The sequence below is a fragment of the Roseburia sp. AF25-13LB genome, from assembly GCF_003478915.1.
Taxonomy (GTDB): domain Bacteria; phylum Bacillota; class Clostridia; order Lachnospirales; family Lachnospiraceae; genus Roseburia_C; species Roseburia_C amylophila.
In genome coordinates this window covers 96869-109355 of record NZ_QUFO01000010.1, presented here as the reverse complement: position 1 = coordinate 109355, position 12487 = coordinate 96869, and the positions used below count along the sequence as shown (strand labels likewise).

At 44.2% G+C, this 12487-nt stretch carries 13 protein-coding genes and 1 tRNA gene; 13 read left to right on the top strand and 1 reads right to left on the bottom strand.

The window, feature by feature from the left end; genetic code table 11:
- Positions 1-375 precede the first annotated feature (375 nt).
- From DWY37_RS13130 to rsmI, 8 genes are read left to right on the top strand one after another with little or no spacing between them, the layout of a single operon-like run.
- Positions 376-1791, top strand: coding sequence for an aminotransferase class I/II-fold pyridoxal phosphate-dependent enzyme (locus DWY37_RS13130; protein WP_118541174.1), 1416 nt, complete (start codon positions 376-378; stop codon positions 1789-1791).
- A gap of 56 nt (positions 1792-1847) precedes the next feature.
- Positions 1848-2438, top strand: coding sequence for a guanylate kinase (locus DWY37_RS13125; RefSeq protein WP_117947469.1), 591 nt, complete (start codon positions 1848-1850; stop codon positions 2436-2438).
- 8 nt (positions 2439-2446) lie between these two features.
- Complete coding sequence (locus DWY37_RS13120) at positions 2447-2887, top strand: YaaR family protein (protein ID WP_022244281.1); 441 nt, start codon at positions 2447-2449, stop codon at positions 2885-2887.
- 49 nt (positions 2888-2936) lie between these two features.
- A complete protein-coding gene (locus DWY37_RS13115; protein WP_117697941.1) occupies positions 2937-3926 on the top strand; it encodes a DNA polymerase III subunit in 990 nt (329 codons plus the stop codon).
- 1 nt (position 3927) lies between these two features.
- A complete protein-coding gene (locus DWY37_RS13110) occupies positions 3928-4839 on the top strand; it encodes a PSP1 domain-containing protein (protein ID WP_117842275.1) in 912 nt (303 codons plus the stop codon).
- A complete protein-coding gene (locus DWY37_RS13105) occupies positions 4826-5575 on the top strand; it encodes a tRNA1(Val) (adenine(37)-N6)-methyltransferase (protein ID WP_118541172.1) in 750 nt (249 codons plus the stop codon). The genes DWY37_RS13110 and DWY37_RS13105 overlap by 14 nt, the downstream gene beginning before the upstream one ends.
- A gap of 19 nt (positions 5576-5594) precedes the next feature.
- Positions 5595-6365: a prolipoprotein diacylglyceryl transferase gene (locus DWY37_RS13100; protein ID WP_118057582.1), complete on the top strand. Its 771-nt coding sequence runs from the start codon at positions 5595-5597 to the stop codon at positions 6363-6365.
- 39 nt (positions 6366-6404) lie between these two features.
- Complete coding sequence (gene rsmI / locus DWY37_RS13095) at positions 6405-7244, top strand: 16S rRNA (cytidine(1402)-2'-O)-methyltransferase (RefSeq protein WP_118541170.1); 840 nt, start codon at positions 6405-6407, stop codon at positions 7242-7244.
- Between the two features lie 3 nt (positions 7245-7247).
- Here the strand turns inward: rsmI and DWY37_RS13090 are convergent, their stop codons facing one another.
- Positions 7248-9020 carry a DUF885 domain-containing protein gene (locus DWY37_RS13090; RefSeq protein ID WP_118544548.1) on the bottom strand — a complete coding sequence of 591 codons (1773 nt, stop codon included), beginning with the start codon at positions 9018-9020 and terminating at the stop codon, positions 7248-7250.
- A gap of 169 nt (positions 9021-9189) precedes the next feature.
- Between DWY37_RS13090 and DWY37_RS13085 the strand changes: the two genes are divergently transcribed.
- The 5 genes from DWY37_RS13085 (at position 9190) to srtB (ending at position 12460) form a co-directional block, all read left to right on the top strand.
- Positions 9190-9804 carry a nucleoside recognition domain-containing protein gene (locus DWY37_RS13085; RefSeq protein ID WP_118541163.1) on the top strand — a complete coding sequence of 205 codons (615 nt, stop codon included), beginning with the start codon at positions 9190-9192 and terminating at the stop codon, positions 9802-9804.
- Positions 9804-10505 carry a response regulator transcription factor gene (locus DWY37_RS13080; protein ID WP_117697930.1) on the top strand — a complete coding sequence of 234 codons (702 nt, stop codon included), beginning with the start codon at positions 9804-9806 and terminating at the stop codon, positions 10503-10505. The genes DWY37_RS13085 and DWY37_RS13080 overlap by 1 nt, the downstream gene beginning before the upstream one ends.
- 65 nt (positions 10506-10570) lie before the next feature.
- Positions 10571-11095 carry a spore maturation protein gene (locus DWY37_RS13075; RefSeq protein ID WP_022244272.1) on the top strand — a complete coding sequence of 175 codons (525 nt, stop codon included), beginning with the start codon at positions 10571-10573 and terminating at the stop codon, positions 11093-11095.
- 189 nt (positions 11096-11284) lie between these two features.
- Positions 11285-11358, top strand: a tRNA-Met gene (locus DWY37_RS13070).
- A gap of 262 nt (positions 11359-11620) precedes the next feature.
- Complete coding sequence (srtB, locus tag DWY37_RS13065; RefSeq protein WP_118541161.1) at positions 11621-12460, top strand: class B sortase; 840 nt, start codon at positions 11621-11623, stop codon at positions 12458-12460.
- Positions 12461-12487 lie beyond the last annotated feature (27 nt).

Here is a 12487-nt window from a genome sequence, read left to right as displayed (position 1 = left end):
TACTCATATATCGTTTCAATAAAATAACATTTCACAAGGCATCTTTAAAATTAAGCTTATTATATCTCAAAAACCCCTTTAAAACAACAAAAAACAATACAAACCAACGAAAACCAACAACAAAAGCATAAAGTTTGTGTTGGAAAAAAGTGGTAAACTACCCAGTAAGGAGTATCGATAAAAAATTTGAGTTGTGTAAAGTTATCATATAGATTCGGGTGGCTGCTTTCAAAGCGGTCACCCGAAAGTCGTTTCTGGAGGGAAAAATCCCTTGTCTTTTCCTGCCTCAAGCCGTACTATAGAAATAGCAATATCAATTAGAAAATCAGCTATTATTCAAAGAGTATGAAACCATAATAACAGGCCAGGTGAACCATGACATATATAAAAGATGAATTATGTAAACTTGCATCCTCTGATATGTATCCCCTTCATATGCCGGGACATAAGCGGAGACTGGATTGTGACATCAATCCTTATACATATGACATTACAGAAATAGATGGATTTGATAATCTACATGCCGCAGAAGGAATCATAAAGGAAGCCGAGGAGCGGGCAGCCGCATTATGGGGCGCAAAGAGTTCTTTCTTTCTGGTAAATGGAAGTACCTGCGGTATTTTAGCAGCACTCAGTGCCGCATTACCGAAAAAGGGACATCTTCTGATGGCACGAAACAGCCATAAGGCAGCATATCATGCAGCATATTTAAGAGAGTTGCAGGTGACATATCTCTATCCGGTCTTTACAGAATTCGGGATACAGGGTGGAATACTGCCGGAGCAGGTAGAAGCTGCATTAGAAGCGGATGAAAGTATTGAGGCTGTGTTTCTTACATCACCAACCTATGATGGAATCGTATCAGATATAGAAAAAATAGCAGAAATTGCCCATCAGCATGGGATTCCGCTGATTGTGGACGAAGCTCATGGTGCGCATCTTGGCTTTCATCCGTATTTCCCAAAATCAGCTATTACACTGGGAGCAGATGTGGTAATCCAGAGCCTGCATAAGACGCTTCCGGCACCTACACAGACTGCAATTCTGCATTGGAATTCTTCTTATATAAATAAGGAACGGTTGGAGTGGTTCTTAAATATCTATGAAACCAGTTCTCCATCCTACTTATTCTTGGCCAGTATAGATGAATGTGTGCGTCTGCTGACGGAAGAGAAAGAGAAGTATTTTGATGCATATGAGAAGCATATGAAAGACTTTTATGAAAAAGCATCCCATTTTTCTAATGTGGAAGTCATGGGAGAAGTGGATTTAAAAGAGACAGAAGGCTTTGCCAAAGACCCGTCGAAGCTGGTACTCCGTGCCACGAAAGCCGGACTTTCCGGGGAAGAGCTGTATCAGCTGCTCAGGGAGAAATACCATTTGCAGTTAGAGATGTGTCAGGGAGACTATGCGCTGGCAATGACCAGTATTTTTGACAGCGAGGAAGGTTTTGACCGGCTGTATGCGGCACTGGAAGAAATTGATAAAAAAGAAGCCGCAGCAAGAAGAACAATAACGCCGCAGTTTCTGACCGAAGCCTATGCAAAGCGGACGGTCCGTATATCCATTGCAGAAGCACAGGATGCAAAGACAGTGGAAATGGGGCTGAAGGAAAGTGTTGGCAAGACGGCAGGAGCATTTGTCTATCTTTATCCGCCGGGTATCCCGATGCTGGTGCCGGGAGAAGAGATTTCCAAAGAGGCGGTGGCAGTGATAAAAACCTGCCGGGAGAATGCATTTCGTATTCATGGCGTGACTGAGGACGGAAAGATAAAAGTTGTCATTTCCTGAAAATTATTTTATACTAGAAAACAGACGGCAAAACCGTAGAAACAGGAGATTTACACATGGGAAAGATTTTCTGCCTGATGGGCAAGAGCTCAACAGGAAAAGATACCATATATAAGATGCTGCGGGATGAGAAAGCGTTGCAGCTTCAGACGATTGTACCATATACTACCCGGCCGATCCGTGCCGGCGAGACGGAGGGCGTAGAGTATCATTTTATTGATGAACAAAGGCTTTTGAAGCTCGAAAAAGAAGGAAAAGTCATAGAGCAGCGCGCATATGATACTATATACGGAATCTGGCGCTATGCCACAATTGCAGACGGGCAGGTCAATCTGTCGGAGCACAGTTATCTTCTAATTGGCACCCTTGCCGTGTATACACAGCTTTGTGCCTATTATGGAAAAGACGCAATCGTACCGATATATATAGAAGTAGAAGATGGTTTACGTCTGCAGCGGGCATTGGACCGGGAGCGGATGCAGGATAAGCCAAAGTATACAGAGCTTTGCAGGAGATTTCTTGCAGATGATGCGGATTTTGCAGAAGAAGCATTGGAAAAGGCAGGAATTACCAGACATTTTGAGAATGATAATCTGCAAAAGACAGTAGAGGAAATTGCAGCTTTTGTGCTATCATATAATGGATAGGTGATAAAATGGAGATTAGAGTAAACGACACTGCACCGGTGAATCAGACCACCGGAACCACGCCGGTAGACACCGGAGACGGCAGCTTTAAATTTACATTGACCAGTGCAATCGAAGAGCAGGAGCTTCAGCAGCGGTTGAACAGCCTCTTAGATGACATTACCAAGCAGGGTAATCTTATTGCACAGCATATGGACATCCGGGACATGAAGAAATACCGCGGACTGGTGAAGGATTTCTTAAATGAAGTCGTAACCCGTTCCCATAAATTTTCCAGAGAGAACTTTCTCGACCGGAAAGGCCGTCATCGTGTCTATGGAATCGTCAAGTTGGTGGATAAGAACTTAGACGAACTGGCAGAAGAGCTGGTGAAGGATGAGTCGGACCACATTACCATATTGGATAAAATCGGGGAAATTGCAGGCTTATTGCTGGATATTTTCACGTAAAAACAGGGCAGCCTAAGACAGCAGGAAGCTTCAGGAGAAAGGAGCGCACATGGCAGGATTTGCAGAAATCATTGGACATGAACAGATTATAGAGCATTTACAGAATGCAATAAAAATGGATAAAATATCCCATGCATATATATTGAACGGACCGGACAAATCCGGCAAGAAAATGCTGGCGGAGGCATTTGCCCAGACCCTGCAGTGTGAGAAGCACGGCATTGAGCCCTGCATGGAGTGCCATTCCTGTAAGCAGGCAGTGAACCACAACCAGCCGGACATCATTTATGTCACACATGAGAAGCCGAATACGCTTTCCGTTGCAGATATCCGCAGCCAGCTTGTAAATGATGTAGATGTGAAGCCATACAGCAGCAGATATAAGATTTATATTGTAGATGAAGCAGAGAAAATGAACCAGCAGGCGCAGAATGCACTGTTAAAAACCATCGAAGAGCCGCCGGCATATGCGGTTATCATTCTGCTGACTACCAATGCGGATGCATTTTTACCGACGATTCTTTCCCGGTGTGTGGTATTGAACCTTAAGGTAGTTTCCGATGATAAAATCAAAAAATATCTGATGGAGCACTGTAAAGTGCCGGATTATCAGGCGGATGTGTGTGTGGCATTTGCCCAGGGAAATGTGGGAAAGGCAATGGCGTTGGCATCTTCGGATGATTTTCAGGAGCTGAAAGCTGCAGCCGTGCAGTTATTAAAGCGAATCCATGAGATAGAGCTTTATGAATTTAAGGAAGCCATCAAACAGATTAACGAATATAAAATGGAAATCAACGATTATCTTGATATCATGATGATCTGGTTTCGGGACATTTTATTATATAAAGCAACAACAGATGTAAATGGACTGATATTTAAGGATGAAGTCTATGACATAAAGAAGCAGGCAAGCAAGAGTTCCTACAGTGGAATTGAAGCAATATTAGAAGCGTTGGAAAAGGCAAAGGTGCGCCTTACGGCAAATGTCAACTTTGACCTGGTGATGGAATTGTTGCTGCTGACAATAAAGGAGAATTAGAATGACAAAAGTAGTTGGAGTCAGATTCCGCAGAGCCGGAAAGATATATTATTTTGACCCGGGTAAAGCAAAGATGGCGGCAGGCAGCCATGTTATCGTGGAGACTGCCCGTGGCATAGAGTACGGAACTGTGCTGATTGCCCCGAAAGAGGTAGACGATAAAGCAGTGGTTCAGCCATTGAAGCCGGTCATCCGCGTGGCAACACCGGAGGACGATAAGACTGAGCAGAGAAATAAAGAGAAAGAAAAAGAAGCATACAAAATCTGTTTTGAGAAAATCGCAAAGCATAAGCTTGAAATGAAGCTGGTAGAAGCAGAGTATACCTTTGATAACAATAAGCTTCTGTTTTACTTTACCGCAGACGGACGAATTGATTTCCGTGAATTGGTAAAGGATCTGGCAGCAGTATTCCGTACCAGAATTGAGCTGCGCCAGATTGGAGTGAGAGACGAGACCAAGATTTTAGGCGGAATTGGAATCTGTGGAAGAGAATTATGCTGTAAATCCTATCTGGCTGATTTTGCTCCGGTATCCATTAAGATGGCAAAGGAGCAGAACCTGTCCTTAAATCCGACTAAGATTTCCGGTGTATGTGGCAGACTGATGTGCTGTCTGAAAAATGAGGCTGAAACATACGAATATTTAAACAGCCGTCTTCCGAATGTGGGTGATACCGTTACCACAATTGATGGATGTAAAGGTGAAGTACAGAGCATTAACGTATTGCGTCAGCTGGTGAAGGTTTTAATCGAAGTAAATGATGAGAAAGAACTTCGGGAATATAAGGTAAAAGAGCTGAAGTTCAAGCCAAGAAGACGCAGAGACAATATCAAACTTTCTCCGGAAGAGATGAAAGAGCTGGAAGCCTTAGAGGATAAGGGAGGAAAGTCTAAGATTAATGACGTCAAGTAATGAGATTCAATTAAAACCGGATGAGCGTGTGGACGAGCTGAATCGCAAGGGTTATCGTATCATTCAGGATACGAAGCAGTTCTGCTTTGGAATGGATGCGGTACTCTTAAGTGCTTTTGTAAAGGTAAAGCCGAAACAGAGAGTGTTAGACCTTGGAACCGGAACGGGAGTGATTCCCATCCTATTAGAGGCGAAGACTCCCGGAGAGCATTTTACCGGGCTTGAGATTCAGCCGGACAGTGCCGACATGGCAGGAAGAAGCGTTGCGTTAAATGGATTGACGGATAAAATCGATATCGTAACAGGAGATATAAAAGATGCCTCGAAGATCTTTGGGGCATCTTCTTTTGATATTATAACCACAAATCCGCCTTATATGATAGGACAGCACGGTCTTACGAATCCGGAGGAAGCAAAGGCAATTGCCCGCCATGAAATATTGTGCAATCTTACGGATATTATGAGGGAGAGTGCGAGAATACTAAAGCCGGAGGGACATTTTTTTATGGTACACCGCCCGTTTCGTCTGACAGAAATCATCTGCTGTATGCATGAGCATCGCATCGAGCCAAAGCGGATGCGGCTGGTATATCCATATGCAGACCGGGAGCCGAACATGGTACTTATCGAAGGCTGCAGAGGCGGGCGTTCCCGTATGACGGTGGAGAAGCCGCTGATTGTATACAAGGAACCGAATGTATACACCGATGAAATATATGAGATTTATGATTTGTAATGAAAGAAAGGAAAGACATATGTTTAATGAGATAACAATTGGACCGTTGACACTTCATACGTATGGACTGATGATTGGACTTGGATTTTTAGCCGCATATGCGATGTGTTATTACCGTGGGAAAAAGATGAAAATGGAAAAAAGCGGAGATATCCTTTATGGAATCTTCTGGTGTGCCATCATCGGCGGACTGGTGGGAACCAGATTGCTTTATTATATTGTAGAGATACCGGAGATTATCAAAGACCCATCCATTCTCTGGAACTTTAAAAACGGTTATGTAGTATATGGAGGAATTATCGGAGGAATCTTAGTATCCTGGCTTTACTGCAGGATAAAGAAGGTATCTTTCATCGAATACTTTGACCTTGTTATGCCGGCAGTAGCACTGGCACAGGGCTTTGGAAGAATCGGATGTTTCTTTGCAGGCTGTTGTTACGGAAAAGCAACAGACAGCTGGTTTGGAATTACCTTTACTCATTCCGACTATGCTCCAAATGGAGTCAAGCTGATACCAACACAGCTTATTTCATCTGCAGGAGACTTCATGATTTGCCTGATGCTGCTTGCTTATGCAAAGCGTAAGCCGAAAAAAGGCAGAGTGGCATCCTTATACTTAATGTTCTATGGAATCGGAAGATTTGGTGTGGAATTTTTAAGAAGTGATTACCGCGGAAGCGTGGGATTCCTTTCTACTTCCCAGTTTATTTCCATTGGTATTGTGGCAGCAGGCATCATACTCTATCAGATGTTGCCGCGCATTTATGAAAATGCGAAGAAAGCGGAGTAAGAAGATATATAATACCACTTAAATAAAAGAGGATAGATTATGGCAGGAAAACTGTATCTGTGTGCAACACCCATTGGAAATTTAGAGGACATCACATTCCGGGTATTGCGTACCTTAAAGGAAGTAGATTTAATAGCGGCAGAGGATACGAGAAATTCCATTAAGCTCTTAAATCATTTTGAGATTAAGACACCGATGACCAGCTACCATGAATATAACAAAATTGAAAAGGCATACAAGCTGGTAGAGAAATTGCAGGAAGGCAAAAATATTGCCCTGGTAACAGATGCCGGAACACCGGGTATTTCTGACCCGGGAGAAGAACTGGTCCGTATCTGTTATGAAAATGGCATCGAAGTAACATCCCTTCCGGGACCGGCAGCCTGCATTACTGCATTGACCATGTCTGGACTTCCCACCAGACGATTTGCCTTTGAGGCATTTCTTCCAAGAGATAAAAAAGAGCGTGCCAGAGTCTTGGAGGAACTGGCTCAGGAGAGCCGAACCATGATAGTATACGAAGCTCCACACCACCTTCTCAAGACTTTAAAGGAGCTTTATGAAGTTCTTGGAAACCGTGAATTAACGGTCTGCAAGGAGTTGACCAAGCGATATGAGAATGCGACAAAAACGACGTTCGAAGATGTCATAAGGTTTTATGAGGACAACGAACCAAAAGGAGAATACGTTTTAATCATTTCAGGAAAGACATTTGAGACAAAGGAACGGGAAGCCAGAGAAGCCTGGGAGAGCCTTTCCGTCGAGGAACATATGGCACATTATGAGGCTTCCGGCATGGAACGGAAGGAAGCCATGAAGCAGGTGGCAAAGGACCGTGGCATCAGTAAACGTGATGTATATCAGGCACTGTTAAAGTAGAAGTTAAATAGTCTGCCGGTAGTAGTCCTTTAAATATTTTTTTACAATATCAAAAGGTGCAGGACCGATGGACAACACTGCCTGGTGAAACTGTTTATCGGAATAGGAATCCCCGAAGGTTTCTTTGGCGTAGTCCTTTAGCTGAAGGAATTCCAGGCAGCCAATATAATATTTGAGGTAATGAGCCGGCTCCGCTACGATATAGTCGTAGATTTCGGAGACGGCTTCCTTATTGTCGATGCCATAATCACTTAAGAAGTTCTTAAGGTCACTGAGTGTCCAGCCTTTTGCATGAATGGATAAATCTGCGGTGGCATAGAGGCTCAAAAGAGCGGACTGGTTGTGCATAAGGAGCGAAGCCTTTTCCTCCGTCAGACCGGCATAAGAGTAAGAGAGCATTTCCACATAAGTTGCCCAGCCCTCTACATAGCCGGGATAGTTGAGAATGCTCCGGATGGGTGCACAGCCGGAGGCAGACGTAGTGGTAGTCTGATAGAGATGTCCCGGGAATCCTTCGTGTGCCAGTGTGGTGAAAAGCTCGAAGCCTTCGTAGTGGCTGCGGGGATTGATATAGATGACATTATGGGAAATGTCATCGATAGGGGCCGTCAGATAAAAGGCGGGAGCCATGGAATCCTGCATACAAGGGTCCACGGAGCGGACGGAAAAATCCGTAGAGACCGGCGGCAGGAAATCCTTTGCAATAGCGGAAGAAAGACAGGTAAGCATCTCTTCCGGGGTGGCATCCTTCAGCGGAAAATCATCAGTAGTAAGAGAGATACCGGGATGACTGGCAGCAATCCCGTTGATGGCAAGAAGGTCGGATTTCCGTTGCTTTTCCGTCATTTCTAAAAGTTCATCTATGGAATGGGAAGAGCCGGTGGCATCATAAACCAAAGCAGCATAATAGTCTGAGCCATCCGGAAAATAACAAAGTCCGGCGGAGTTACTGCCACTGCCCTTGTGCTCCACCAGAAAATCCCGCAAAGCTTCATAGGCTGGTAGAACATATTCTCTAAAAGCAGCTTCATTTTCGATACAGTAGGAAGCCTGTTCCTCTGCTGATAAATCAGGGAGTTCCGCTACTTTATTACGAAAAGTAGTAATCAGATAATGCTCAGAACTGTTATCACAGAAGGTATTTAAGTCTGCAATCAGCGTATCCGCCTGGGTATCCGAAAGAAAAAGTCCCTCATTGATTTTATTTGTTTCATAATCTAAGACAGAATCAAAGCAGGATGGGATCAGTGAAAGCAGAGTCAGATAATCCTCCACATCTTTACGGTCATAGAAATGGTATTCTGATAGCAGAACCGGAAGCTGGGCAGGAAATCCGGTGGAAGGACGCAGGATTTCCGGGTAATAGGTATAGTCCGACTGACTGCGGTTAGAAGAGACATAGTCATTTAAAATATCATAGGTCAGCTTCTGCTCGGTGGTCAGTACCTCATAGTCATAGGACTGTAACCCACAGGAGATATTTTCGATATTTAAGGCAGATTGCTTTCTGGCATCGGCAGAATAATCCGGCAGAGCTATTTTATAATCGGTAATGCCATAGACTTCCGGCTGGCTTAAGGTATAGTGAAGGGTCAGGGTATCGGAGGTTACTTCGCTTTGAAATAAAAGACTGGTATATTCCTCAAAGGAAACGGAATCCGGCGCAATATAACCGGAATCAGAAGCCGACTGGTCTTTGCTGCACCCGCTTAGAAGAAATAAGGATAAAGCAAAGCAAATGGTTATCAGAAAAGGAGAAATATATTTGTGCAGCATAGACGGCCTCGGATGAAGAGTGTTCAACAAAGAATATGAAAAAAATCGTATCGATATGACAAAAGAACGTGATATGGCAGAAGAGGGTGTGCTATAATCACCAGAGAAAGTAGTTCCTTCCGGGGAAACTGCATATAGTAGAGTAACGGGAAAGCAAAAGAGGTTCGAAATGAATTATCTGTGGGGATTTATGATTCTTGTGGGAGTGCTCTACGGTGCAATCAACGGAACACTGCCGGAAGTGACGGAGGCAGCAGTAAACTCTGCCAAAGAAGCAGTGGCATTAGCCATTACCATGACAGGAGTCATGGCGTTCTGGATGGGAATGATGAAAATTGCGGAATGCAGCGGCATTGTAAAAGCGGCAGTAAAGAAAATGCGGCCGGTGCTGACATTTCTTTTTCCGGATATACCCGATGACCATCCTGCCAATCATTACATAGCAGTCAACATGATAGCCAATATGTTAGGGCTTGGCTGGGCGGCAACGCCGGCAGGCTTAAAGGCAATGCAGCAATTACAGGAGTTACATATTGCCAGACTTAAGGCAGCCGGAAAAAACATACAGAAGTATTCCGGAAATGCCACAAAGGAAATGTGTACCTTTTTGATTATCAATATATCGTCTCTGCAACTGATTCCCATGAACATTGTGGCGTACCGCAGTCAGTATGGCTCGGTGCATCCGGCTGCGGTGGTGGGACCGGGACTTGCAGCGACCATTATCAGCACAGCAACGGCAGTCATTTTCTGCCGGTTTGTAAGTCGAAGGAGAACGGATTAATGTATACCATAGGAATCATCGAACAGGATAAAGCATTGGGGGATGCCATGGAGCAGGTACTGGACGAAAAAGGCTATTTTACAGTGCGGGCGGATTCCCTCACAGATGCCGGGGAGTTATTTCAGCAGGTTATTGTGGATATGGTGGTATTAGACCTTGAGCAGAAGGAATTTGCCGGAAAAGAGGATGCAGCAGCAAAATGGGAGAATACCCTCCTCGCCCTGGTGCAGGCAAAGCCACTGCTATTGATTCGGCCGGAGAAAACCGGCTCTGTTTTTGAACGGTGTAAAAAATGCATAGAACGGGCAGACGATTATATCAGAAAGCCCTTTGATATACAGGAATTCCGCATCCGGGTGGAAGTACGTCTGAGTAAGATTCCGGCAGAAAAAGAGAAAGTAAGATTTTTCTATTACGAAGAGATAAAGCTGGATATCGAGAAGCGGCTGGCGACCATTGGCGGGCAGACTACGAAGCTTACCAGAACAGAAGCTGCTATTTTAAAATGTCTGATACAGCGGAACGGACGGACAGTGACAAAGACCACGCTGTTAGATGAAATTGCAGAAGATACACCGGACTGTGTGGAAAATTCCATCAAAGTCCATGCCAGCAACTTACGACGGAAACTGCGGGAATTAAGCGGCAGGGATTACATCGAAACCCGCAAGGGCGTGGGGCTGCGCCTGCGGAAGCAGTAAAAAGCAGCATGATAGTTCTCCTGTCTGCATAGAATGAAAAAGAAGCTCTTAGCAGGAGAATGAGGATGCGCTTTCTTATGTTCCTGTCAGATGCCCTGATTCCGATACTGGTCTTTTACATCGTAGGATTCGGCATTCTGATGAAGAAAAATGTATATGACGATTTTTTAAAGGGCGCAAAAGAAGGCATACAGACAGTAGTTGGAATCCTGCCAACGCTGGTGGGGCTTATGGTAGCAGTCGGGATCCTAAGAGCCTCCGGGCTGTTGGACTTCATTTCTACTACCTGCATGGGCTGGACGAAACATATCGGAATCCCTTCCGAACTGATCCCCATTGCCATTGTCAAAATGTTTTCCTCCTCGGCGGCAACTGGACTGCTGGTGGATTTATACAAGGAAGCCGGGTGTGATTCCTTCGTGGGAATGGCAGCCTCTGTCATGTTAAGCTGCACCGAGACCATTTTTTATACCATGTCAATTTATTTTATGTCGGTAAAAGTACGAAAGACCGGCTTTACGCTTCCGGGAGCATTGTTTGCTACGCTGGCAGGAATTGCGGCAAGTATCTTTTTGGCGGGACGGGTGTAGACTTTCCATAAATAGTGTGCTACACTTTTTCTGGGTTGACGAGGACTGTACAGGACTTCAGATGATGAAGATACAATTCTTCAAAAATCAGGAATAAAAGTGCTTGTAACTGTATATTATGTAAGGCAGGGACATAGAAATTTGACATTTGCAGAAGGAAGGACTATAATAGCTTTTGCAAATAAATAGCGCGGGATGGAGCAGTCTGGAAGCTCGTCGGGCTCATAACCCGAAGGTCACAGGTTCAAATCCTGTTCCCGCAACTCTTTAACCACTGTCTTATGGGCGGTGGTTTTTTACTTTACAGGAAATTGCTTTCCTGTAAAGTAAAAACCGCTCCGCGAGGATGCACACTGCGGCGTATAAGGTAGATGTCGCAAGCGACCGCCGCAGGCGCGAGAATGTGCCAAGGCACATTCTTTTTTACGCGAGTTGCTCGCAGTTACCAACGCATCCGTAAGAAGCTGCCAGTGGCAGATTCTGTAGGTCTATTGCAGCAAATAGAGAAAAATAAGGGGTGTGACAATGACGGGAAAGATTAAAAATGAGCGAAAGAAGAAAAAACAGCAGAATATCCTGTTTCGGATTTTATTTCTGCTGGCACTGGCAGTATTTTTGTATGCGGCAGTAAGATTGATTCTGTATGGAATTACTTATTGGAAAGGAAGCCATGAATATAAGGGACTGCAGAAATATGTCAGTGAGCAGCCAAAGGATGAAAGCAGTACGGGAGAAAACGGGGAATTTACCGTAGATTTTTCCGGATTAAAGGAGTTGAACCCGGACTGCATCGGCTGGATCCGGTTTGAAAATATTGATATCAGCTATCCGATTATGCAGGGAGAGGATAATGAATATTATCTGAAGCATACCTTTGAGGGACAGGCTGTAACAGCGGCAAGTATTTTCATGGATGCCAACAATCATGCTGATTTTTCTGACCAGAATACCTTCATCTATGGTCATAATATGAAGGACAAGACCATGTTTGGTAAATTAAATAACTATAAGGATGAGGAATTTTATAAAGAAAATCCGTATTTTTATATTTATACACCGGATTATACCTACCGTTATGATATTTTTTCCTGTTATCTGGCAAGAGTGGATAATGAAGTGGATTTCTATACCCAGTTTGCATCCGATGAGCATTTTCAGGAATTCTTAGATGGTGTAAAGGCACAGTCAGCGTATGATACCGGCGTAGAGGTAACACCAGAGGATAAAGTAATTACATTGATGACCTGCAACAAGGCAGGCTATGATTACCGTTTCTTGGTACATGCGGTACAGACAGAGGCAGTTCCAAACGGTGACGTGGCACCGGCAGAGGAGAATGCAGGCACAGAAAGCGAAGCGGAATAAAAGAGAAAGACTACTTTTAATGGAACA